Source organism: Nonomuraea salmonea, from assembly GCF_042428605.1.
GTDB classification, from domain to species: Bacteria; Actinomycetota; Actinomycetes; order Streptosporangiales; family Streptosporangiaceae; genus Nonomuraea; species Nonomuraea salmonea.
In genome coordinates, this window is sequence record NZ_JBHMCF010000028.1 from 1 (window position 1) to 21699 (window position 21699).

Here is a 21699-nt window from a genome sequence, read left to right on the forward strand (position 1 = left end):
ACTTGCATGTGTTAAGCACGCCGCCAGCGTTCGTCCTGAGCCAGGATCAAACTCTCCAAAAAATGCTTGAAAAGAAGTCCTGGCCAACACTCATGTCCACATGAATGTCAACCAAAGGAATCCGTCAAAAATATGACGGGGTTGTGCATCATGCACTGGCTTTTAACACACTGTTGAGTTCTCAAGAAACGGACGCGTACATCCGCACCAGAATCTTTGGGGACCCCAGTGCGCGAGGCGCACATTTCGTTTCCTTCAGATTACCAGATCCGGACGAATCTTGTCAAACCGCCCGATCCGGGATCTTCCGGACTTCGCCCCTTCCGAGGCAACCCTGCTAACTTACTCCAACTTTCGGCTCTTGTCCAACCGCGTGGCGGACGCAACCCGAGGGTTGAGGTTCGTTCACTGGGATGTCAGGACCGATCGGCCCTGCGGTTGAAAACTCTAGCAGCCTCTGAGGCGTGGAAGGTCCACTCTCCGGTAACGAATGAACCTTCCCTGCGTGCGTACCGTCTAAACACCGAGAGCGGCGAGCTGCGCCTCGAGGCGGTCGATGTCCGCCGACGCCTGCTCGGCGCGGCTCCTGACCTTGGCCACCACGTTTTCTGGCGCCTTGGCCATGAACTGCTCGTTGCCCAGCTTGGCCGCGACCTGAGCGGCCTCCTTACGGGCGGCCGCGAGGTCCTTCTCCAGCCGCTTGCGCTCGGCCGCGACGTCGATGGCGCCGGCGGTGTCGAGCTCAACGCTCACGCCGCTCACCGTCAGGCGCGCGGTGGTGCTGAACGACTCGCCGGGCTCCGTGAGGCGCAGCAGCGAGCGTACGGCGCTCTCCTGGCCCGCCAGAGACGTGCCGGCCAGCCCCAGCCGCGCAGCCACCTTCTGACCCGGCTTGAGCCCCTGATCGGAGCGGAACCGGCGGACCTCCGTCACCAGCTCCTGCAGCGCCTCGATCTCCGCCTCGGCGGCGGGGTCGGTGTAGCGCGGGTCGGCCGTGGGCCACGGGGCCACCACGATCGACTCGCCCCCGGTGACGGCCCGCCACAACTCCTCGGTCACGAACGGCACCAGCGGATGCAGCAACCGCAGCAGCGCGTCGAGCACGTGACCGAGCACCAGCCGGGTGTGCTCCAGGCCCTCACCGAGCTGGATCTTGGCCAGCTCGAGGTACCAGTCGCACACCTCGTCCCAGGCGAAGTGGTAGAGCAGGTCGGACGCCTTGGCGAACTCGAACTCCTCGAACGCCGCGTCGGCCTGCGTGACCACCGTCTGCAGCCGCGACAGGATCCACCGGTCGGCCGCCGTCAGCTCTGCGCCCTCCAGCGACCCCACTGCCGCGCCGTTCATCAGGGCGAAGCGGGTGGCGTTCCAGATCTTGTTGCAGAAGTTGCGCGAGCCGGCCGCCCACTCCTCGCTCACCGCGACGTCGGCGCCGGGGTTGGCGCCGCGCAGCAGCGTGAAGCGGGTGGCGTCGGCACCGAAGCGATCGACCCAGTCGAGCGGGTCGACCACGTTGCCGAACGACTTCGACATCTTCTTGCCGTATTGGTCGCGGACCATGCCGTGCAGCGCGACGACACGGAACGGCGGCTCGCCGTCCATGGCGTACAGGCCGAACATCATCATCCTGGCGACCCAGAAGAACAGGATGTCGTAGCCCGTCACCAGCACCGAGGTCGGGTAGAAGCGCTCGAGCTCGGGCGTGTGGTCGGGCCAGCCCATCGTGGAGAACGGCCACAGGCCGGAGGAGAACCAGGTGTCGAGGACGTCGGAGTCCTGGACGTAACCGGCGGGCGGCTCCTCGTCGGGGCCGACGCAGACGACCTCGCCGCCGGGGCCGTACCAGACCGGGATGCGATGGCCCCACCACAGCTGGCGGGAGATGCACCAGTCGTGCATGTCGTCGACCCAGTCGAAGTAGCGCTTGGCCATCTCCGGCGGGTGGATGCGGGTGCGCCCGTCGCGTACGGCGTCGCCCGCGGCCTTGGCCAGCGGCGCGACGTTGACGAACCACTGCAGCGACAGCCTCGGCTCGACCACCGTCTTGCAGCGTGAGCAGTGGCCGACGGAGTGGACGTAGGGGCGCTTCTCGGCGACGACGCGGCCCTCGGCGCGCAGCGCGGCCACCACGGCCGGACGCGCCTCGAAGCGGTCGAGCCCCTCGAACGGCCCGTGCGCCGTGATCACGCCGCGCTCGTCCATGACGGTGATCGACGGCAGGTCGTGCCGGCGGCCGATCTCGAAGTCGTTGGGGTCGTGGGCGGGGGTCACCTTGACGGCGCCGGTGCCGAACGACGGATCGACGTGTTCGTCGGCGACCACCGGGATCATGCGCCCAGTCAGCGGCACCTCGACCATGGTGCCGATCAGGTGGGCGTAACGCTCGTCGGACGGATGGACGGCCACGGCGGTGTCGCCGAGCATGGTCTCGGCGCGGGTGGTGGCCACCACGATCTCGTCGGAGTAGCGGATGGAGACGAGCTCGCCTTCGTCCTCGCTGTGCTCGACCTCGATGTCGGACAGCGCGGTCAGGCAGCGCGGGCACCAGTTGATGATGCGCTCGGCGCGGTAGATGAGCCCGTCGTCGAAGAGCTTCTTGAAGATCGTTTGTACGGCCCGCGACAGCCCCGTGTCCATCGTGAACCGCTCGCGCGACCAGTCGACGCCGTCGCCGAGCTTGCGCATCTGGCCGAGGATCCGGCCGCCGGACTCCTCCTTCCACTCCCAGACGCGCTCGACGAACGCCTCGCGCCCGAGGTCGTGCCGCGACTTGCCCTCTTTGGCCAGCTCGCGTTCGACGACGTTCTGGGTGGCGATGCCGGCGTGGTCCATGCCGGGCAGCCAGAGCGTCTCGCGCCCCTGCATGCGGGCGCGGCGCGTCAGCGCGTCCTGGATGGAGTGGTCGAGGGCGTGCCCGATGTGCAGCACGCCCGTCACGTTGGGCGGCGGGAGGACGATGCTGTACGGCTCGCGCGAGCTGCCCGGGTCGGCGCGGAAGTAGCCTTCGGATACCCAGCGCTCGTAGCTGCGGGTCTCGACGTCGGCCGGGGTGTATTGAGTAGGCAGCTCTGGCGTTGTCACAGTGACCAATTCTAGGGAGACGGGAAAGCGGAACGCCCCATGGCCGGTGACCACGGGGCGTTGCCGATCTGACTGGTGGCGCTCAGGCCGACTTCTCGCGTGGTGTGCGCTGCTGCTTGGCGGCGAGCTGGTCGCGCGGGACGAGGGTCGGGATCGCGTGCTCGATGACCGACTCGCGGGTGATGACGACGCGGGCGACGTCCTGCCTGGAGGGCACTTCGTACATGACGGACTGGAGCACCTCCTCCAGGATGGCGCGCAGGCCGCGGGCGCCGGTGCCGCGCAGGATCGCCTGGTCGGCGATGGCCTCGAGGGCGCCGTCGGTGAACTCGAGCTCGACGCCGTCGAGCTCGAGAAGCTTGCGGTATTGCTTGACGAGCGCGTTGCGGGGCTCGGTGAGGATCTGGATGAGCGCCTCGCGGTCGAGGTTGTGCACCGAGGTGATGACCGGGAGCCGGCCGACGAACTCGGGGATCATGCCGAACTTGAGCAGGTCTTCCGGCATCACGTCGCCGAAGATGTCGGCCGTGTCGACCTCTTCCTTCGAGCGGATGATGGCGTTGAAGCCGATGCCCTTCTTGCCGATGCGCGACTCGATGATCTTTTCCAGACCGGCGAACGCCCCACCGCAGATGAACAGCACGTTGGTGGTGTCGATCTGGATGAACTCCTGGTGCGGGTGCTTGCGGCCGCCCTGCGGAGGCACCGAGGCGGTGGTGCCCTCCAGTATCTTCAGCAGCGCCTGCTGCACGCCCTCACCGGACACGTCGCGCGTGATCGACGGGTTTTCGCTCTTACGGGCGATCTTGTCGACCTCGTCGATGTAGATGATGCCGGTCTCGGCCTTCTTGACGTCGTAGTCGGCGGCCTGGATGAGCTTGAGCAGGATGTTCTCGACATCCTCGCCGACGTAGCCGGCCTCCGTGAGCGCGGTGGCGTCGGCGATGGCGAAGGGTACGTTGAGCATCTTCGCCAGGGTCTGCGCCAGCAGCGTCTTGCCCGAACCCGTGGGCCCGAGCAGCAGGATGTTGCTCTTGGCCAGCTCGAGGCCGTCGTCTCTGCCCCGGTCGCCCGACTGCACCCGCTTGTAGTGGTTGTACACCGCCACCGAGAGAGCCTTCTTCGCCTTGTCCTGACCGATGACGTAGGCGTCGAGGAACTCGTAGATCTCCCTCGGCTTGGGCAGGTTGTCCCACTTGAGCTCGGAGGACTCGGACAGCTCCTCCTCGATGATCTCGTTGCAGAGATCGATGCACTCATCGCAGATGTAGACGCCTGGACCGGCAATGAGCTTTTTGACTTGCTTCTGACTCTTTCCGCAGAAAGAGCACTTCAGCAGGTCTCCCCCGTCGCCGATGCGTGCCACCCCAGATACTCCTTTGCGTGGGACCGCCCTGCTCACGAGAGCAGTGTCTCCGGACATTCTCCGGACTAGGCCGAACCGCTCAGGTTTCGACGTTACCGTCTTCTGGGCCCTCAGTGAGCCCCCTAGCGGCGAGTCGCACCGGAACGTGCCCTATTGGGCAGCGCCCCGGTGCGTCACGTCTCGTCTAGGAAGCCACGGCCTGAGCTCGCTTCTTCCTGGACGGGATGATGTCGTCGATCAGACCATACGCCTTTGCCTCGTCCGCGTTGAGAATTTTGTCGCGTTCGATGTCCTTGCGGACGTCGGCGGAGGGCTTGCCCGTGTGCCGGGCCACGATGTCCTCCAGCAGCGTGCGCATGCGGAGGATCTCGCGGGCCTGGATCTCGATGTCGCTTCCCTGGCCGCCGCCCTCGGTGGACGGCTGGTGGATCAGCACCCGGGCGTTGGGCAGCGCGAACCGCTTGCCCGGGGTGCCGCCGGCCAGCAGCACGGCCGCGGCGGACGCGGCCTGGCCGAGGCAGACGGTCTGGATCTCCGGCCGGACGAACTGCATCGTGTCGTAGATCGCCGTCATGGCGGTGAAGGAGCCACCGGGCGAGTTGATGTAGATGCTGATGTCACGGTCGGGGTCGAGCGACTCCAGCGTCAGCAGCTGGGCCATCACGTCGTTGGCCGACGCGTCGTCGATCTGCACTCCGAGGAAGATGATGCGGTCCTCGAAGAGCTTGTTGTACGGGTTCATCTCCTTCACGCCGTATGACGTGCGCTCGACGAAGGAGGGGAGAACGTAACGGCTCTGGATGTTCATGTCAGCTCCCCCTAGGAGACCGGGCCCGCGGAGGGCACCTGACGCGCGCTGCGCACCACGTGGTCGATGAAGCCGTAGTCCTTGGCCTCCTCGGCCGTGAACCAGCGGTCACGGTCGGAGTCGGACTCGATCTGCTCCAGCGGCTGCCCGGTGTGGAACGCGATGCGCTCGGCCAGCGTCTTCTTCACATAGAGCATCTGCTCGGCCTGGATGGCGATGTCGGCGGCGGTGCCACCGATGCCGCCGGACGGCTGGTGCATCATCACCCGGGCGTGCGGCAGAGCGTAGCGCTTGCCCCGCGCCCCGGCCGTGAGCAGGAACTGCCCCATCGATGCCGCCATGCCCATCACCACAGTGGAAACGTCATTGGGCACGTATTCCATCATGTCGTAAATGGCCATGCCGGCACTCACCGAGCCACCCGGCGAGTTGATGTAGAGCGTGATGTCGCGCTCGGGGTCGTCGGCCGCGAGCAGCAGCAGCTCGGCGCAGATGCGGTTGGCGATCTCGTCGTTGACCTCCTGCCCGAGCACGATGATGCGCTCGCGGAGCAGGCGCTGGTAGAGCTGGTCCTCAAGCCGGAAGGCGGAGCCGTTCTCACGGCCTCGAGACTCAGGCTGATAGAAGGTCGGCGGGCTGGTCACAGCGTCACCTTCCGATGCGTCGTAATCGATTGGCTTTGCTTGTGACCTTAACGCGCGCTGCCTACAGCTCATGCCCGGTCCCTGGTGCTGTTCGCTGACGGCGCATGTTCGGGCGTCGCGTTTGCCGTTGTTCCCGGCGGCTTTCGTGTCCTTACGCGCGGTTCCGCGGGAGCGCCGAGACGGCCCCTGAGACGGCCCTGAGGCGGTCGCACACCCGAGTCGGCCCTCGTACGCCGTCCGCGCCCGCGGCGCGTGCTGGGCTGCCTCAGCGCCGGTGGAGGGCGGGCACGCGAAAGCCCCCGGGAGGTTCCGGGGGCTTTCGCGGGAAGCGGGTGAGGCGTCAGGCCTCGGGCTTGGCGTCCTCGGCGGACTCGTCCTCGCCCTCCTCGACGACCTGCTCACCGTTGATCTCGGTGTAGATCGCCTTGAGGTCGACCTCGTTGCCGTCGGTGTCGACGACCTTGGCGGCGTCGCCCAGGACCGACTTGGCCTTGTCGCGCACGATCTCGACCATGGCCAGCGTCAGCTGGTCGTTGTCGGCGAGGTGCTGGGCCAGCTCGTTGGGCTGCACGCCCATCTCCATGGCGCGGCGCACGACGAAGTTGGTCAGCTCCTGCTCGGAGACGCCCAGCTCCTCGGCCTTGACGATCTTGTCGAGCACGAAGCCGACCTTGATGGCGCGCGCGGAGTTCTTCTCGAACTCCTCGAAGCGCTCCTCCTCCGTCGTCTGGTAGAGGCGGAAGAAGGCGTCGCGGCTGAGGCCGCTCTCGGCGATCTGGTGGTCGAGGTTGTGCTTGCGGGCGTCGACCTCGGCCTTGAGCGCGCTCTCGGGCAGCGGGATGTCGATCTTGTCGAGCAGCGCGTCGAGGGACTTCTCGCGGGCCTGGACGACCTGGTCGATCAGCTTGTTGCGGCGGGCCTGCTCGCGGATGCTGGCCTTGAGCTCGTCGAGCGTGTCGAACTCGCTGGCGAGCTGGGCGAACTCGTCGTCGAGCTCGGGCAGCACCTTCTCCTTGACCGACTTGACGTTGATGATCACGTCGGCTTCGTCGCCGGCGTTCTCGCCGCCGACCAGCTCGGTCTTGAAGCTCTTCTCCTCGCCCGCGGACATGCCCTCGAGCGCGGTGTCGAGGCCCTGCAGCACGGAGCCGGCGCCGACCTCGTAGGAGACCTCGTTGGCCTGCTGCTCCTCGATGTTCTGGCCGTCGATCTCGGCGCGCAGGTCCATCACGACGAAGTCGCCGGTGGCGGCGGCCCGCTCGACGCCGGTGAGCGTGGCGAACCGCTGGCGCAGCGCGTCGAGCTGGGTGTCGACGTCTTCGTCGGAGACCTCGGCGGAGTCGACCGTGACCTCGATGCCCTGGTAGTCGGGGACGTCGAAGTTGGGCCGGATGTCGACCTCGGCGGTGAACTCGATCTGCTCACCGTCGTCGATCTTCGTCACTTCGATGTCCGGCTGGCTGACCGGGAACACGTCGACCTCGTCGACGGCCTGGCCGTACAGCTTGGGCACCGCGTCGTTGAGGGTCTCCTCCAGCACTACCGCCCGGCCGAAGCGCTGCTCGATGATGCGGGCCGGAACCTTGCCAGGCCGGAACCCGGGGACGCGCACCTGCTGCGCGACCTTCTTGTACGCCGCATCCATGCTCGGGCGCAGCTCGTCGAACGGCACCTCGACAGTGAGCTTGACCCGGGTCGGGCTGAGCTCCTCGACAGCGGTCTTCACGGAATGGTCTCCTTGATCAAGCTACGAGTGATCGCGGGCGCGTCCATTCGGTACGGCTCACGCGCCGCGCCCACATGAGCGGTGTTGGGCATGCTCCGCCACGGCGGCATCCAACGCCGATGGCCAGTCTAGGGCAGATGCACACCCAACCACGACGCCACCGCTGTGAGAAACGCGGGTCAGAACTCGTCCGCGATCGTCCTCAACAGCTCGATCGTCTCATCCGGGGTGGTGCTCACGGCGCACAACCGCTCCATCACCTCGGTGTATCGGTCCACATCCTCACGCTTGTCCAGGTAGAGCGCGCTGGCCAGCTGCTCCACGTACACGACGTCGGGCAGGTCGGTGTCGGGGAAGCGCAGGATGCTGAACGCGCCTCCTTCCGCGCTGTGCCCGCCGAAGCTGAACGGCATGATCTGGATGGTGATGTTCGGCTGGCGCATGAGGTCGATGAGGTGCTCGATCTGCGCCTTCATCACCTCGATCCCGCCGATGGGCCGCCTGAGCGCGGCCTCGTCGATCACCGCCCAGAAGACGGGCCCGTCGGGCCTGTCGAACATGCGCTGGCGTTCCAGACGCAGGTCCACCCTCCTGGCGATCTCCTCCGCCCCGATGCCCGCCGCCCCGGCGGTCACCACAGCCCTCGCGTACTCCTTGGTCTGCAGCAGTCCCGGCACGAACTGGACCTCGTAGGTCCTGATCCTGGCGGCGGCCTCCTCGAGGCCGACGTACGCCTGGAACCACGTGGGCAGGACGTCGTTGAACCGGTGCCACCAGCCCGGCTCGTTGGCGGTGGAGACCAGATCGAGTACGGCGGCACGGGCCTGCTGATCGATGACCCCGTACAAGGTCAGCAGGTCCGCCACGTCGCGTTCTTTGAACCCCACTCGGCCGAGTTCCATCCGGCTGATCTTGGATTCCGACCCGCGGATGATGTGGCCGGCCTCCTCGCGGGTGACGTTCTTCGCTTCCCTGAGCTTGCGCAGCTGGGAGCCCAGGAGGATGCGCAGCGCCGTCGGCCCGGAACCCGGCTGGTTCTGCGTCACTTTGCCTCCTATCAAGGTCCGCACACACAGTGACACCCCACTGCCGGGTATGACAAGGTCTCAACCGGGTGTCCGATTCCATGGCTTATGACCCGAAAATGCCGCTTGCTGCTGCACATTGCACCTGCACGTGCATTTGGGTCTTGCAGCTGCCGCGTTCGTGACCCATGATGGCTTAGTGCATATTGGGCTATACATGCACTAACCAAGGCTTTACGGGGAGGTATCGGCAGCATGGTGGAGGACCCTCTGGCCACTGCCGACTGCCTGCAGATCACCCGTGAGGTGGGCTTCGACCACCTGCTCATGGGCGGCAAGCCGTACACCACCGCCTGCCCGCTCCCCTTCCAGGCCGACTCGGTCAAGACCGCGCGGGACGTGACCCGCTCCACCTTGCGCGGCTGGGGGCTGCACGAGCTGAGCGACGACGCCGCCCTGGTGGTCTCCGAGCTGGTCACGAACGCCGTCAGGTACGCGATGTACGCGGCGGGGAGGCGCGAGATCGAGCTCTTGCTGATGCGCGTGACGCCGCACGTGCTGCTGGCCGTGGCCGACCCGAGCGACGAGGTGCCGACGCCCAAGGAGCCCGACTTCATCTCCGAGAACGGGCGCGGGCTCTACATCGTCGAGACCTACAGCCAGTGCTGGGGCTGGGACCCGCTGGCGCGCGGCGGCAAGGCCGTCTGGGCGCTGTTCCGCGCCGACGCCTGAACCGCCGCTCTCTCCGCTAGTCGCCTATCACTCCGTCGATGCGCTCGCGCAGCAGGTCGGCGTGGCCGTTGTGGCGGGCGTACTCCTCGATCATGTGCACCAGGATGTAGCGGTGCGTGCAGTCGCGTCCCTTGCGGTCGCCGACGGCGTCGAGCGGCTTGGCGGCCGAGATGGCGCGGGCGTGCTCGATCTCCTCCTGCCAGGTGGCGAACGCCTCCTTCACCGAAGCGGTGTCCACCTCGGTGAAGTCGGCGTCGTTGTCGCGGTCCTTGTCCCAGAGCTTGGGCAGGTCCTCGCCGTTGAGCACGTTGCGGAACCAGACGCGTTCGACGTGGGCCATGTGCCTGACGAGGCCGAGCAGGGACAGCTCGGACGGCTCCGCCGCGCGCAGGCGCAGCTGGTCGTCCGTGAGGCCGGCGCATTTGACGGCCAGGGTGCCGCGGTGCCATTCGAGCCAGTTGTCGAGCGTGGTGCGCTCGTCGCCGGTCAGGGGAGGGATGGTTCTGGTGTCGGTCACGCTGACCGACCTTATCCGGATTTATCACCATTCCTGGCGCTGCAGGATGCGGGTGGCGGCCTCGCGTACGGCGTCGTCCCTGACGTTCTCCACGAACTCCTCCGGCGTGTCGCCGCACACGTGGCGCAGGGCGGCGGAGGCGTCGAGGAGCGAGGCGATCAGCGGGCGCTGGGCGGTCAGGCGGCGCGGCCGGCCGGCGCCGTCCGCCAGGCAGCCGTGCCTGCCCTCGTACACGAAGGGGGGCGGCAGGCGGGTGCCGTCCTCCAGGGTGAGGGGGTCGGTGAGCGGGCGGCGTACGTAATTGGGCTCGGTCAGGTCGAGTGCGGCGAGCTGCCGCTCGTCCAGCCACAGCACGAACAGCCTTGAGCTCTCGCCCGGCGTCCGTACGGGTGCGGCCGGGACGTAACCCCACCTGCTGACGTGCGCGGAGACGCCGGGGGCGATGCCCGGCACGTCGGCGAGCGCCATGGGGACGACCGGGCGTACCCCGTGGTTCACGAACTTCCTGCGGAGCTGGCCCGGCGCGGCGTTGGACCCGACGGCGACGACGCGGTGGCGGGCCTCCAGCGGCGCGCACCCGCGCGCCGCCAGCAGCTCACCGGCCGCCCGCCACTCCCCCGGCACGTACGCGTCACCGTCCAGCACCCCCGACCTCTCGGGAATCCGGCCCGGGTACGTCAGCGGCGCGGCCATCGGGTCGTCGGCGAACAGCTCCATGGCCCCCTCAGCGCCCGGCGACCAGCGCCCGCAGGCGCGCCGTCGCGTCCCTGCGACCCCAGGCGATCACCGCGCACAGGACGAGCACGGCGAGCGGCAGCACCGGCGGCCCGCCGAACAGCAGCACCTCCGTCAGCGCCGCGCACGCCGTCAGCGCCACGAGTGCCGGCGCCGCGACGCCCGCGAGCACCGGCACCACGAGCCCTGCCGCCCCGGCCACCTCCAGCACCCCGGTCAGGTGACGAAACCAGTCACCCCACCCGATCGCCTCGAACGTGGACGCGGCCGGCTCGCTCCCGGTGAACTTCCCCAGCGCACTCATGATGAAGAACCCTGCCATGGCGACCTGCAGCACCCAAAGCACGACATTGGCGACCCGTCCGGAGCCGCGTCTCTGTACGACCGTCATGCTCTCTCCCCTCGATCGGCTACCTCCGACGCTAGGAACATCGGCGCCTGGGGAGAATCGCGCCAGCTACCCGATGGGGTGCACCTTCCTCCACCGTTCTGCTCAAAGGCCTGTTGTGCTCCTCAAGCACAAAGAGGCCCCGCCCGGAACGGGAGGGGCCTTTGAGCTGGTCGGGGCGACAGGATTTGAACCTGCGACTTCTTGCTCCCAAAGCAAGCGCGCTGCCAAGCTGCGCCACGCCCCGTCTCGCCGAGTGCGCATACGCTCCGGGACTCCGGTACGCTTACGCCCTGACGACCGGATGAAGTCTAGACCAGAGTTCGACCGGTTCGCGCGGACGTAGCTCAATGGTAGAGCCCTAGTCTTCCAAACTAGCTACGCGGGTTCGATTCCCGTCGTCCGCTCTCCACGGCGAAAAGGCCAGGTCAGCCCCATCCGGGGTGCCTGGCCTTCCTCATGTCCGCGCCCTTGCTCGATTGCGGTGAAGTGGCCGGCGGCGTCATGAAAGCGCGGGCTCGTAAGGTGGAGGCGATGCGTGCGCGACCGATCTCCCGTGAGGCTCTCGTCGAGGAGCTGGCCGAGCTGATCTCCGGCCGTCCGGCCACCGAGTACGTCCGGGTGGCCGTCGACGGGGCGCCGGCGGCGCGGCCCGACGAGCTGGCCGACGAGCTGGTCGCGCCGCTGCGGCTGCGCGGACGGCCGGTGGTGCGGGTGTCGGCCGGCGACTTCCTGCGGCCGGCGTCGCTGCGGCTGGAGTACGGCAGGACCGACCCCGACGCCTTCTACGACGACTGGCTGGACGTGAAGGCCCTGCGCAGGGAGGTTCTGGACGCGAGCGAGACCGGCCGGGTGCTGCCCGCGCTGTGGGACAGCTCCATCGACCGGGCCTACCGGGCGGCGTACGAGGAGCTGCCGCCCGGCGGGGTGGCGCTGGTCGACGGGACGCTGCTGCTGGGGCGCGGGCTGGCGTTCGAGGTGAGCGTGCACCTGTGGCTGTCGCGGGGCGCGCTCGAACGCGGCACCCCGGAGGACGAGCGGTGGAAGCTGCCCGCGTACGAGCGGTACGAGCGCGAGGCCGACCCGCAGCGCAGAGCAGACGTGGTGGTGCGTTCGGATCATCCGGCACGCCTCGCCGTGCTGGTGCCCGACGGTACTGGTACGCGCGGACGCGGCGGCGCACACTGAGGCGATGATCCCCAGCAACTGGTACAACATCGTCCCTGACCTGCCCGCACCGCCTCCGCCGCCGCTGCATCCCGGCACGCGGCAGCCCGTGGGCCCCGACGATCTCGCGCCGCTCTTCCCGATGGAGCTGATCGGGCAGGAGGTGAGCGGCGAGCGGTTCGTGCCGATCCCGCAGGAGGTGCTGGACGTCTACCGGCTGTGGCGGCCCACGCCGCTGATGCGGGCGCGCCGGCTGGAGAAGGCGCTGGGCACGCCGGCCAGGATCTACTACAAGTACGAGGGCGTCTCCCCGGCGGGCTCGCACAAGCCGAACACGGCGGTGCCGCAGGCGTACTACAACGCGCGCGAGGGGGTGCGGCTGCTCACCACGGAGACGGGCGCGGGGCAGTGGGGTTCTGCGCTGGCGTTCGCGTGCTCCCAGTTCGATCTGGAGTGCCGGATCTGGATGGTCCGGGCGTCGTACGACCAGAAGCCGTACCGGCGCTCGCTCATGCGGGTCTACGGCGCGACCGTGCACGCGAGCCCCTCCCCCATGACCGGGGCGGGCAGCAAGGTGCTGGCCGACGACCCCGACTCGCCCGGCAGCCTGGGCATCGCGATCAGCGAGGCGGTGGAGGTGGCCGGCGCGAACCCCGACGCCCGCTACGCGCTCGGCTCGGTGCTCAACCACGTGCTGATGCACCAGACGGTGATCGGCGAGGAGGCGCTCGCGCAACTGCCCGAAATGCCGGACCTGGTGATCGGCTGCACCGGCGGCGGCTCGAACTTCGCCGGCCTGTCGTTCCCGTTCCTGCGGGAGAAGCTGGCGGGGCGGCTGGCGACGGAGTTCAGGGCGGTCGAGCCGGCGGCCTGCCCGTCGTTCACGCGCGGCGCGTACGCCTACGACTTCGGCGACACGGCCGGGTTCACGCCGCTGCTGAAGATGCACACGCTGGGCCACTCGTTCGTGCCGGACCCGATCCACGCGGGCGGCCTGCGCTATCACGGCATGTCGCCGCTGCTGTCGCACATGTACGAGCTGGGCCTGTTCGAGGCGGTGACCCGGTCGCAGCGGGAGTGTTTCGCGGCAGGCGTACGGTTCGCGCGCACCGAGGGCATCCTGCCGGCGCCCGAGCCCACGCACGCGCTGGCGGAGACCATCGCCGAGGCGCTGCGCTGCAAGGAGAGCGGCGAGGAGAAGGTGATCCTGACGGCGCTGTGCGGTCACGGCCACTTCGACCTGGCCGCCTACGACCGCTACCTGGCCGATGAGCTGGAGGACTACTCGCTGCCGCAGGAGCGCATCGACCTGGCGCTCACAGAACTGCCCGGATAGACCGCCGGGTGGCCGCGCGGGCGGCCACCCCGCAGGTCATCGCGCAGGTCATCGCGCGGTGGGGCGCTTGCCGTGGTTGGCCTTCTTCTTCTTTCGTGCCCTGCCCTTACGTGCGCGTCTGGCCATGAGTTCGCCTCCACGTGATCGGCACCGCTTGATCGGCACCCGTTGGACCTTCAACGTCTCCCGGCACGCTGACCAGCGCAAGCGTTCCGCACGAACTAACATTCCCCAACAAATCCGTGTCATAATTTGGTGGAATGTGTTGGAAGGAGCGGGTGTGCTCGCACAGCAGCGCCAGCAGGCGATCCTCGAACGCGTCCGCAGCAACGGCGGCGTACGGGTGGCCGACCTCGTACGCGAGCTCGGCGTCTCCGACATGACCATCAGGCGCGACCTTGAGGTGCTGGCCGAGCGCGGCCTGCTGGAGAAGGTGCACGGCGGCGCGACCGCCCTGGGCCCCGGCTCGACCGAGGAGCCCGGCTTCACCGCCAAGTCGGCCCGCCAGCAGCAGGAGAAAGAGGCCATCGCCCGGCAGGCGGCCACGCTCGTCCGCCCCGGCACGGCCGTCGCGCTGTCGGCGGGCACCACCACGTGGGCGCTGGCGCACCACCTCATCGGCGTGCCCGAGCTGACCGTGATCACCAACTCGATCCCGGTCGCCGAGGTCTTCCACCGCAACCCGCGTGCCGACCGCACGGTCGTGCTGACCGGTGGCGTACGCACGCCGTCCGACGCGCTGGTGGGGCCGGTCGCGGTGGCCGCGATCCGCCGCCTGCACGTCGACACGCTCTTCCTCGGCGTGCACGGAATGAGCGTGCGGGCCGGGTTCACCACGCCCAACCTGCTGGAGTCGGAGACCGACAGGGAGCTGGTGGCGGCGGCGACCCGGCTGGTCGTCCCCGCCGACCACACGAAGTGGAACACCGTGGGCATCAGCACGATCGCGGAGCTGAGCGAGGCCGACGTGGTCGTCAGCGACGCGGGCCTGCCCGAGGAAGCACGCACTGAGCTGGCCGAACGGGCCGGCGAACTGATCATCGCGGAGGGCTCGTGAAGCGCACCATCACCCATCTCGCCGACGGACGGGAGCTGATCTACTTCGACCGGCGCGACGACGCCGACAGGAGCGCGATCGACCGCCGGCCGCTCGAGCCCCGGCCGCCGGCCTCCGAGCTGCGCTACGACCCGCTGACCGAGGAGTGGATCGCGATCGCGGGGCATCGGCAGACGCGGACGTTCCTGCCCACGGGCGGCACGGCCGAGTGCCCGTTGTGCCCGTCGACCGACGAGCGGTCGACGGAGATCCCGTCGTACGACTACGACGTGGTCGTGTTCGAGAACCGCTTCCCCTCTTTTTCCGGAAATTTCGGGACTTATGAGGATGTGGGCGGGCTGAGTGAGGTCCGGCCGGGAGTGGGGCGGTGTGAGGTGGTGTGCTTCACCTCCGACCACGACTCCTCCTTCTCCCGGCTCTCCGACGACCAGGTGGAGCTGGTCATGGAGGCGTGGGCCGACCGCACGGCCGAGCTGTCCGCCATCGAGGGCGTCGAGCAGGTCTTCTGCTTCGAGAACCGGGGCGAGGAGATCGGCATCACCATCGCCCACCCGCACGGCCAGATCTACGCCTACCCGTACGTCACGCCCAGGACGAAGCTGCAGCTCGGTGCGGCGCAGCGGTACAAGGGCAACCTGTTCGCCGACGTGCTGGCCGCCGAGCGGGCCGCGGGCACGCGGGTGGTGGCCGCGAACGAGCTGTGGACGGCCTTCGTGCCCGCCGCGGCGCGCTGGCCGTTCGAGGTGCACATCTATCCGCACCGGCAGGTGCCCGACCTGGCGGCGCTGACGGAGGCGGAGCGGGCCGCGTTCGCGCCGCTCTACACCTCGGTGCTGCGGGCGTTCGACGGGCTGTTCGGGGTCGTGATGCCGTACATCTCGGCCTGGCACCAGGCGCCGGTGCGTACGGGGAGGGAGCTGGCGTACCTGCACCTGGAGCTGTTCAGCATCCGGCGGGCGCCGAACAAGCTCAAGTATTTGGCCGGCTCGGAGTCGGCGATGGGGGCGTTCGTGAACGACGTACGGCCGGAGGAAGCGGCGCGTATGCTCCGGTCACAGATAGATCACTAATAGATTTCTACTTAAGGTCGCATGACTCGTGATCTACCACTAATATCCCCATATGCGGCGGCCGTAACCCGGCCGACCGCCCGCCTAATCCCGGGCGCGTCGCCCGGGAGCCGGGGACCCAATCCGCACCTTGGGGTGAATCCGCGACAGCGGTAGGGAGCTCCATGCCCGAACCCGTCAGCTAACCCGGCCGGCAGAGGGAGAGGAACTCCTACGTGGCGGCTTCGTCCCCCGCGAAACTTGCCATCGGTCTCGTCACCGCCGCCGCCCTCGCCATCCTCCCGGCGAACGTCGCGGCGGCCGCGCCCAAACCGACCGAGTCCGAGCTCCGCGCCCAGCTCAAGCAGCTCAACAACAAGGTCGACAAGCTCATCGAGAAGTACAATCTCAAGCGGGTCGAGCTGGCCGAGGCGCAGGAGGCCGCCAGGAACGCGCAGGCCAAGCTGGCCGCCGCCGAGCAGACGCTGGCCGCGGCCGAGCAGCGGGTCGCCGAGATCGCCCGCCTGCGCTACCAGAACATCGACCCGTCGCTGCCCGGCTTCATGCTGCCCAGCAACGGCGGCAGCGCGGCCCTGCTCGAACAGCTCACCGCCGAGCAGCAGGCCGTCGTGCAGAGCGTGGCCAAGGCCCGCGACGAGCGCAAGAAGGCCAGCGAGGAGGCCGCCGCACTGACGGCCAAGATCAAGTCGGACGCCGCCACGGTCGCCGGCCAGCGCGGCGAGGCCGAGGACGTCATCAAGGACATCGAGAAGAAGCTGCAGGACCTGGTGCCGGTCGCCACGGGCCGCAAGTCCAACGGCACCTGGGCGCCCGAGCTGCCCGGCGGCACCGACAACATCACCCCGCGTACGCGGCTGATGAAAGCCCAGGTGGAGAAGAACTTCGCGCTGCCGTTCACGGTCGGCTGCTTCCGCGGGGGCTCCAGCGGCGAGCACCCGCTCGGCCGGGCCTGCGACTTCATGATGAGCACCGGCGGCAGCATGCCCACGGCCGCCAACAACGCGCTCGGCGACCGCCTCGCGGAGTGGGCGCTGCAGAACAAGGACAAGCTCGGCGTGAAGTACGTGATCTGGAAGCAGCGCATCAACTCCGGCAGCGGCTGGCGCACGATGTCCGACCGCGGCAGCATCACCGAGAACCACTACGACCACGTGCACATCTCGATGAACTGAAAGAGGGACGAATAGCATCTGATGGGCTATTCGCGCATTTGAAGAAGGCATTTGAGCTGGTCATCGTCCTGCCCGGGTGACCTTCATCGAGGTTGTTGTGCACGGCCGTCTGCCTGCTGACTTCGAGGTTCGCCAGACGGATCTCGCATCAGATGCGAGCATGTCGCATCTGGTGCGAGGTGGTACTCAGGGTGAAACGGGTCCTGCTACCCGCGCACCCAGGCCAAGGTAGTCTGCTCCGACTGCGGCGAGCTGGCCCCACCCTTCGTGGTTCCGGGCGGCCGAGGTGTCCTGTGCGATCTGTGGTCGGCGCGACTGTGGTCGGCACACCGGCATCGGTGATGCTCCGGCGTGCTTTAGTTGCATGCTCGTCGATCGCGTGGACGCCCTGCTCACGGGGCCTGACGGGAGCAGGCCGCGAGGAGTCAAGAACCGGCACCGGCTCCTGTCGTGTACAGCCAGGCCGTCGAGAGCTAAGGGTCTGAATTACACCAGCTCGTGGACATATGTACCTTGGTTCCTGCAGGATTCAACCTCGATCATTCGAGGAGGCGGCCCTCATGCGTGAGCGGCATATGAGTTGACCAGGACTGAGTAGAGGTGGATGACGTGGCCGAAGCGCCTGAGATGCTGCTGTCTGTCTTTGAAAGCCAGTTACGAGGCCTCGTTCCGCAGGACCTGCCATGGGGAGCCGTCGTCGAGCGGGACGGGCCGCTGGTGCGCACCCACTATGGCACCCACGGGACCGTCGACCACACCGGTCCAGCCAGCGACGACCTGGCGGAGTTGATCCGTCGACAGCAGGACCTCTTCGCCGCGCGCCACGAGCCAATCGAGTGGAAGGTCTACGCTCACGACTCTCCGCTACTCGGCGAATCGCTGCGGGCCGCGGGTTTCATCCCCGGGCCGGAGCGCACCGTTCTCGTGGCTGACATCGCGGACGTCCCGTCGCTCGAACTCCTTCGGCCGGGCATGCAGGTACGGCACCCTCTCTCCGGAGAACGTGAGCGACTCTCCCGTAGGGCCGCGGCCGCACCCGATCAACGACGGCCGCTCTCGGAGATGGAGGCCGACGGAATGGCCCGCGGGACGGGATCGGAGATGGAGATCCTGGTGCTGGAGTACGACGGGCGAATCCTGGACGCGCTCTGGATCGAACGCGTGGGCGGCACCGACTTCGCAGCCATCGGAGGCATCACCGGCCCCCGCCGCGAACTACTCCAAGCCGCGGCCGCATGGGCCGAATGGCGTGGTCTACGCGTGTTCCGGCCCCGTACGCCGCGATATCTCGTAGCCGAAGCGCCCGACTCGCTGGTGCCCGCTTACGTCACCACGGGCTTTCATGAGATCGCCCAGGTGAGCACCTACCGATGGGCGCCCGCAGGTGAGCCGGCCACTGACCGTGCCACGAAGCAACTCCTGTCCGACCCCGAGCACGACGAGATCTGGAAGCGGTTCGAGACCCGGTTCGAGGTGACCTATGAGACCGCCGATCGCGGCATCATCGAACCTCCAGACTCCGCCACCTGGCTTCTCGCCACCGTCGAGCGCTCGAACGATCCCTTGCTGACCCAGGTGGAGGAGGTCATCAAGCGCGGCATACGCGCCGGCGCTCGATCTGGAGATCGACTCTACTGTCTCAAGTGGCACATCAGCGGGTCCCGTATGGATCCGCTCCGTGCCGGTGAGCCAGGTCAACCACTCTGGGCAAGTTACGCCTACCTCGTCGATGAACACGTCATCCAGGTCACCAAGGACCTCAGGATGGGCACGTTCGGCAACTGGCGCGAAGCCTCCCTGTGTGTCTTCGGCGAGGAACTCCTGGCACACGTGGACGAAGAACTGACCGCGCTGCTCGGCACCGTCCTGCGACGCGGTGGGCGCCCGATCGGCAACGTCTGGAGCTTCGGTCCCTGACGACATGCCGCCCGCGCGGATTCAACCCGACAAAGGCCGATCGGAGCAGCTGCCATTCCCACACTCTGAAAAGACTCTCCGCCACTACGGGGGGAAGGGTCAGGGCTGTTCAGGCGCGCGTGGGACGAGCAGCCCCCGGTTGAACGCCTCGGTGACGGCGGCGGCGCGGTCCCCCACGCCGAGCTTGGCGCAGATGTTCAGAAGGTGGCTCTTGACCGTGGCCTCGGTGATGAACAGCCGGGCGGCCGCCTCACGGTTGGTGTTCCCGGCTGCCACGAGTTCGAGGACCTCAAGCTCACGCCGGCTGAGCAGTTGCGGCGCGGGCGGCCTGACCCGGTTCATCAGCCGTGCCGCCACCGAAGGGGACAGCACGCTCTCGCCCTTGGCGGCGGCCCGCGCACCCCGCAGCAGGTCCTCCCGGGAGAGTCCTTGAGCAGGTACCCGGTCGCACCCGCCTCGATCGCGGGAAGGACGCGGGTGTCGGTGTCGTAAGAACCAGCACACGCGCGGTGACGCCGAGCCTGGTCAGCTCCACGGTCGTGGTCTTGCCGGCGCCGTTCGGACCGAGGATGCCGAAGATCTCACCCTCCTGGACGGTGAGCGAGACATCATCGACCGCGATCTTGTCGTCGTAGCGTTTGTGGAGGTCGCGTACCTCGATCACTGGTGGCATGCGCGCGTCCTTCCGTGGTCGGCCCATCGGTGATTGGCGCATTCAGCGTGCTACGACCGGCACCTCCGCCACCATCGGGCAGGAGACGCGCATGACGAAAGTGGCATCCCGTACCTGCCGAACGGCAGATGCGGCGGTCTTCTCCCGCACGCCAGGGTGAGCGCCATGTCATCGATCACCCTCACTCCCCCGTCGGTCCACACCAACGCCTGGTTCCCCGGGCGGCTCCTCGGTGGCGGCGCCCTGGTGCTCGGCCCGCTCCTGTGGTTCGCCGGGCTGGCGCTGCGCCATCTGGCGTGGAGCACGGCGGACTTCACGCCGGAGCAGCGGGCGTCCTTCGCCGCGCAGCCGTTCGCCGCACCCGAGCAGCTGGCCGCGTACGTCGTGAACCCCGGGCTCGCCACGGCCGGGTACGCCCTCTACACGGCAGGCGCCATCGTGCTGTGCCTGGCCTTCGCCACGCTGGCCAGGGTGGTCGCCACGCGCTCGCCACGGGCGGCCCTCCTGGGCGGCGCGCTGCTGGTCGTGGGGCTGTTCTCGCGCCTGTACTGGGCCGGGGTGGACGAGACGGCCCTGCGGCTCATCGGGACGCTCGGGCTGGAGCGGACGACCGGGATCGTCATGGACCTGTACGCGGACATCTCCTACGGGCCCTGGCGGGTGCCGGTCTCGGCCGCCTTCGGCCTCTACCTCGGGACGCTGGTCCTCGGCGCGGCCGCCTTCCGTTCGGGCGTGTTCGGCACCGGGCGGCTCGCGCTGTTCGTGTTCTCCGGGTGGCTGTGGACCGGCGTGCTGAAGAGGAGCGAGCTTGTCGACGGCGTCCTGTCGGGCGCCGCCCTGTGCCTGGTGCTGGTGCCGTTCGGGATCACGGTGCTGCGCGACGCCGTGCCCGAGCTGCGGGTGCAGGCGCGACCTGCCGGGGAGCGGGCGCGGCTGCGGGTGCTGAGCTGGTGACGCCCAGCGGACCACCAAGGGGTCAGTTCGTCAGCGTGAGCGGGTTGACCAGGTCGGCGTAGACGAGCAGGCCCGCCATGATGATCATGACGATCGCCACCGCGTACGTCACCGGCAGCACCTTCGCGATGTCCACATAGGCGGGCTCCGGCCTGCGCATGATCCTGGCGTAGGCCCGCTTGATGCCCTCCCACAGGCCCCCGGCGATGTGGCCGCCGTCGAGCGGCAGCAGCGGCAGCAGGTTGAACATGCCGATCGCCAGGTTGAAGCCGGCCAGCAGGTTGACGAAGATGGCGATCTTCTTCTCGGTCGACAGGTCGGAGGCGAGGATCTCGCCGCCCATGCGGCCCGCGCCGACCACGCCGACCGGGCCCTCGGGGTCGCGCTCCTCGCCGGAGAAGGCGGCGTGCCAGACGCCGACCATCTTGTTGGGCAGGTTGAGCAAGGAGCTCGCGACCCTGACCGACAGGTCGCCCATGTAGCCGACCACCTGACCGATGCTCTGCTTCTCCATGACCTCGGTGGGCAGCACGCCGAGGAAGCCGACGTTCTTGTCGATCTTCGTCGGGTCGTCGAGGTTGGGCCGGTCTTGGGCGATGAGCGTGACGTCGAGCGTCATCGGCTTGCCGTCGCGGACGATGCCGACCTTGGCCGGGCCGGGGCCGTGGGAGCGGATGAGCTTGGTGGCGTCGTCCCACGAGGTGATCTTCTTGCCGTCGAAGGCGACGATCTCGTCGCCCGGCTTCATGCCGGCCTGGGCGGCCGGGGTCGGCTTGTCGGCGGGCGTGCACTGCGCGCGCTGCTCGGAGATCGGGATCACGCACGTGTTGGTGTCGGGCGAGACGATCGGGGCCCAGGTGGGCAGGCCGATGCCGACCAGCAGGATGCTGAAGAAGACGAAGGCGAGCACGAAGTTCATCGCCGGGCCGCCCGACATGATGATGACCTTCTGCCACCACTTCTTGCGGTAGAAGACGCGCTCTTCGTCGCCCGGCCGCACCTCTTCCTGGGCGGCGTCGCGGGCCGACTCGATGAGGCCCTGAAACGGCCCGGTGGCGGTGCTGCGCACCTTGGTCGGGTCGTCGCCGGGACGCGGCGGCAGCATGCCGATCATGCGGATGTAGCCGCCGAACGGGATCCACTTGATGCCGTATTCGGTCTCGCCCTTGCGCCGGGACCACGCGGTGCCGCCGAAACCCACCATGTATTGGGTGACCTTGACCCCGAAGAGCTTGGCGGGGACCAGGTGACCGAGCTCGTGCAGCGCGATGGAGACCATCAGGCCGAGGAGGAACAGGATGATCCCCACGGCGTAGAGCCAGTTCATCTAG

The 21699-nt window shown here is 68.1% G+C and carries 19 protein-coding genes, 2 tRNA genes, 1 rRNA gene, 2 pseudogenes and 1 riboswitch; of the genes and pseudogenes, 9 read left to right on the top strand and 15 right to left on the bottom strand.

The window, feature by feature from the left end; all coding sequences use genetic code 11:
- The 7 genes from ACFFR3_RS23780 to ACFFR3_RS23810 all read right to left on the bottom strand — a co-directional run.
- Positions 1 to 62: ribosomal RNA gene (locus tag ACFFR3_RS23780) — 16S ribosomal RNA — on the bottom strand; the annotation flags it as partial.
- Positions 63 to 516: 454 nt separating this feature from the next.
- Positions 517 to 3090: a valine--tRNA ligase gene (locus tag ACFFR3_RS23785; RefSeq protein ID WP_379483871.1), complete on the bottom strand. Its 2574-nt coding sequence runs from the start codon at positions 3088 to 3090 to the stop codon at positions 517 to 519.
- A gap of 73 nt (positions 3091 to 3163) precedes the next feature.
- Entirely contained in the window at positions 3164 to 4447 is a 1284-nt protein-coding gene (gene clpX, locus ACFFR3_RS23790; protein ID WP_043640058.1) for an ATP-dependent Clp protease ATP-binding subunit ClpX, read from the bottom strand.
- A gap of 184 nt (positions 4448 to 4631) precedes the next feature.
- Entirely contained in the window at positions 4632 to 5255 is a 624-nt protein-coding gene (locus ACFFR3_RS23795) for an ATP-dependent Clp protease proteolytic subunit (RefSeq protein WP_364381435.1), read from the bottom strand.
- A gap of 11 nt (positions 5256 to 5266) precedes the next feature.
- Positions 5267 to 5899, bottom strand: a complete 633-nt coding sequence (locus ACFFR3_RS23800) for a ClpP family protease (protein WP_043640066.1) — start codon at positions 5897 to 5899, stop codon at positions 5267 to 5269.
- A gap of 340 nt (positions 5900 to 6239) precedes the next feature.
- Positions 6240 to 7625, bottom strand: a complete 1386-nt coding sequence (gene tig / locus ACFFR3_RS23805) for a trigger factor (RefSeq protein ID WP_345387976.1) — start codon at positions 7623 to 7625, stop codon at positions 6240 to 6242.
- Positions 7626 to 7804: 179 nt separating this feature from the next.
- On the bottom strand, positions 7805 to 8671 hold the full coding sequence (locus ACFFR3_RS23810) for a Sco1979 family transcriptional regulator (protein WP_345387979.1): 867 nt from the start codon (positions 8669 to 8671) through the stop codon (positions 7805 to 7807).
- 234 nt (positions 8672 to 8905) lie between these two features.
- Between ACFFR3_RS23810 and ACFFR3_RS23815 the strand changes: the two genes are divergently transcribed.
- The gene (locus tag ACFFR3_RS23815; protein ID WP_355420232.1) at positions 8906 to 9382 is read left to right on the top strand and encodes an ATP-binding protein; all 477 of its coding nucleotides are present in this window, start codon (positions 8906 to 8908) and stop codon (positions 9380 to 9382) included.
- A 16-nt stretch (positions 9383 to 9398) separates the two neighbouring features.
- On the opposite strand, the gene ACFFR3_RS23820 is transcribed toward ACFFR3_RS23815, so the two are convergent.
- The 4 genes from ACFFR3_RS23820 to ACFFR3_RS23835 form a co-directional block, all read right to left on the bottom strand.
- Complete coding sequence (locus tag ACFFR3_RS23820; protein WP_345387987.1) at positions 9399 to 9899, bottom strand: DinB family protein; 501 nt, start codon at positions 9897 to 9899, stop codon at positions 9399 to 9401.
- A gap of 24 nt (positions 9900 to 9923) precedes the next feature.
- Positions 9924 to 10616, bottom strand: coding sequence for a hypothetical protein (locus ACFFR3_RS23825; RefSeq protein ID WP_379483872.1), 693 nt, complete (start codon positions 10614 to 10616; stop codon positions 9924 to 9926).
- A gap of 7 nt (positions 10617 to 10623) precedes the next feature.
- Complete coding sequence (locus ACFFR3_RS23830) at positions 10624 to 11025, bottom strand: DoxX family protein (RefSeq protein WP_345387995.1); 402 nt, start codon at positions 11023 to 11025, stop codon at positions 10624 to 10626.
- A gap of 167 nt (positions 11026 to 11192) precedes the next feature.
- A tRNA-Pro gene (locus tag ACFFR3_RS23835) sits at positions 11193 to 11269 on the bottom strand.
- An 89-nt stretch (positions 11270 to 11358) separates the two neighbouring features.
- Here ACFFR3_RS23835 and ACFFR3_RS23840 point away from each other — a divergent pair.
- From ACFFR3_RS23840 to ACFFR3_RS23850, 3 genes are all read left to right on the top strand, one after another.
- A tRNA-Gly gene (locus ACFFR3_RS23840) sits at positions 11359 to 11429 on the top strand.
- 127 nt (positions 11430 to 11556) lie between these two features.
- Positions 11557 to 12210 (top strand): nucleoside/nucleotide kinase family protein, encoded by a 654-nt coding sequence (locus ACFFR3_RS23845; RefSeq protein ID WP_364381427.1) that lies wholly within the window; start codon positions 11557 to 11559, stop codon positions 12208 to 12210.
- Positions 12211 to 12214: 4 nt separating this feature from the next.
- On the top strand, positions 12215 to 13525 hold the full coding sequence (locus ACFFR3_RS23850; RefSeq protein ID WP_379483873.1) for a TrpB-like pyridoxal phosphate-dependent enzyme: 1311 nt from the start codon (positions 12215 to 12217) through the stop codon (positions 13523 to 13525).
- A 48-nt stretch (positions 13526 to 13573) separates the two neighbouring features.
- On the opposite strand, the gene ACFFR3_RS23855 is transcribed toward ACFFR3_RS23850, so the two are convergent.
- Positions 13574 to 13651 (bottom strand): 50S ribosomal protein bL37, encoded by a 78-nt coding sequence (locus ACFFR3_RS23855; protein WP_372513659.1) that lies wholly within the window; start codon positions 13649 to 13651, stop codon positions 13574 to 13576.
- A 154-nt stretch (positions 13652 to 13805) separates the two neighbouring features.
- Here ACFFR3_RS23855 and ACFFR3_RS23860 point away from each other — a divergent pair, with 154 nt between their 5' ends.
- The 4 genes from ACFFR3_RS23860 to ACFFR3_RS23875 all read left to right on the top strand — a co-directional run bounded on the left by ACFFR3_RS23860 (position 13806) and on the right by ACFFR3_RS23875 (position 18741).
- Positions 13806 to 14582: a DeoR/GlpR family DNA-binding transcription regulator gene (locus ACFFR3_RS23860; protein WP_345388001.1), complete on the top strand. Its 777-nt coding sequence runs from the start codon at positions 13806 to 13808 to the stop codon at positions 14580 to 14582.
- The gene (galT, locus tag ACFFR3_RS23865) at positions 14579 to 15652 is read left to right on the top strand and encodes a galactose-1-phosphate uridylyltransferase (RefSeq protein ID WP_379483874.1); all 1074 of its coding nucleotides are present in this window, start codon (positions 14579 to 14581) and stop codon (positions 15650 to 15652) included. Before ACFFR3_RS23860 ends, galT begins: the two co-directional genes overlap by 4 nt.
- Before the next feature lie 71 nt (positions 15653 to 15723).
- A riboswitch (cyclic di-AMP (ydaO/yuaA leader) is annotated at positions 15724 to 15862 on the top strand.
- Positions 15863 to 15867: 5 nt separating this feature from the next.
- Complete coding sequence (locus tag ACFFR3_RS23870; protein WP_364381417.1) at positions 15868 to 16824, top strand: coiled-coil domain-containing protein; 957 nt, start codon at positions 15868 to 15870, stop codon at positions 16822 to 16824.
- Between the two features lie 600 nt (positions 16825 to 17424).
- Positions 17425 to 18741 (top strand): DUF2716 domain-containing protein, encoded by a 1317-nt coding sequence (locus ACFFR3_RS23875; RefSeq protein WP_379483875.1) that lies wholly within the window; start codon positions 17425 to 17427, stop codon positions 18739 to 18741.
- Between the two features lie 99 nt (positions 18742 to 18840).
- Here ACFFR3_RS23875 and ACFFR3_RS23880 read toward each other — a convergent pair.
- Together ACFFR3_RS23880 and ACFFR3_RS23885 are read right to left on the bottom strand one after the other, a co-directional pair.
- Positions 18841 to 19273, bottom strand: a pseudogene (locus ACFFR3_RS23880) (LuxR C-terminal-related transcriptional regulator); the annotation flags it as partial.
- Positions 19271 to 19414: pseudogene (locus ACFFR3_RS23885) on the bottom strand (ATP-binding cassette domain-containing protein); the annotation flags it as partial. The pseudogenes ACFFR3_RS23880 and ACFFR3_RS23885, both read right to left, overlap by 3 nt.
- A 165-nt stretch (positions 19415 to 19579) precedes the next feature.
- On the opposite strand from ACFFR3_RS23885, the gene ACFFR3_RS23890 reads away from it, so the two are divergent.
- A complete protein-coding gene (locus tag ACFFR3_RS23890; protein ID WP_364381411.1) occupies positions 19580 to 20368 on the top strand; it encodes a hypothetical protein in 789 nt (262 codons plus the stop codon).
- Positions 20369 to 20390: 22 nt separating this feature from the next.
- Here the strand turns inward: ACFFR3_RS23890 and ACFFR3_RS23895 are convergent, their stop codons facing one another.
- Complete coding sequence (locus tag ACFFR3_RS23895; protein WP_379483876.1) at positions 20391 to 21695, bottom strand: M50 family metallopeptidase; 1305 nt, start codon at positions 21693 to 21695, stop codon at positions 20391 to 20393.
- Positions 21696 to 21699 lie beyond the last annotated feature (4 nt).

Coding starts and splice junctions, on each gene's coding strand:
- ACFFR3_RS23895 (WP_379483876.1), bottom strand. CDS start 21,695: ATGAACTGGCTCTACGCCGTGGGGATCATCCTGTTCCTCCTCGGCCTG.
- ACFFR3_RS23890 (WP_364381411.1), top strand. CDS start 19,580: ATGTCATCGATCACCCTCACTCCCCCGTCGGTCCACACCAACGCCTGG.
- ACFFR3_RS23830 (WP_345387995.1), bottom strand. CDS start 11,025: ATGACGGTCGTACAGAGACGCGGCTCCGGACGGGTCGCCAATGTCGTG.
- ACFFR3_RS23850 (WP_379483873.1), top strand. CDS start 12,215: ATGATCCCCAGCAACTGGTACAACATCGTCCCTGACCTGCCCGCACCG.
- ACFFR3_RS23815 (WP_355420232.1), top strand. CDS start 8,906: ATGGTGGAGGACCCTCTGGCCACTGCCGACTGCCTGCAGATCACCCGT.
- ACFFR3_RS23825 (WP_379483872.1), bottom strand. CDS start 10,616: ATGGAGCTGTTCGCCGACGACCCGATGGCCGCGCCGCTGACGTACCCG.
- ACFFR3_RS23855 (WP_372513659.1), bottom strand. CDS start 13,651: ATGGCCAGACGCGCACGTAAGGGCAGGGCACGAAAGAAGAAGAAGGCC.
- ACFFR3_RS23795 (WP_364381435.1), bottom strand. CDS start 5,255: ATGAACATCCAGAGCCGTTACGTTCTCCCCTCCTTCGTCGAGCGCACG.
- ACFFR3_RS23845 (WP_364381427.1), top strand. CDS start 11,557: ATGCGTGCGCGACCGATCTCCCGTGAGGCTCTCGTCGAGGAGCTGGCC.